Genomic DNA, 407 nt, shown 5'->3' with positions numbered 1-407 from the left:
CTCTGACACTTGCCGCCGGCCTGTCGGCACCGGCGATGGCTGCCACCTCGGTCACTATCGGCATCAGCGGCTGGACAGGCTTCGCGCCGCTGACGCTTGCGAAGCAGGCGGGCATCTTCGAGAAACACGGACTCGACGTGACCCTGAAAAAGGTGCCGCAAGCGAGCCGGCCGCTCGCCATCGCCAGCGGCGACCTGCAATGCGCGGCCACCACGGTGGAGACCTGGCTGGTGTGGAACGCCAGCGGCGTCACCACCAAGCAGATCTTCCAGCTCGACAAATCCTACGGCGCCGACGGCATCGTCGCCCGCAACAACATCAAGACCGTCGCCGATCTCAAGGGCAAGAACGTCGCGTCATCGGCGCCGGGCACGTCGCCCTATTTCATGCTCGCCTGGGTGCTGAAC

General features: G+C 65.6%; 1 protein-coding gene. It reads left to right on the top strand.

The window, feature by feature from the left end:
* Positions 1-2 precede the first annotated feature (2 nt).
* Positions 3-407: ABC transporter substrate-binding protein (locus EN879_RS38635; RefSeq protein WP_164774975.1), on the top strand; the 405-nt coding region annotated here is incomplete at its 3' end.

It is taken from the genome of Mesorhizobium sp. M7A.F.Ca.AU.002.02.1.1 (assembly GCF_003998535.1).
Lineage (GTDB): Bacteria > Pseudomonadota > Alphaproteobacteria > Rhizobiales > Rhizobiaceae > Mesorhizobium > Mesorhizobium ciceri.
The sequence above is the reverse complement of the archived record's forward strand: the minus strand, read 5'-3'. Positions and strand labels throughout refer to the sequence as shown.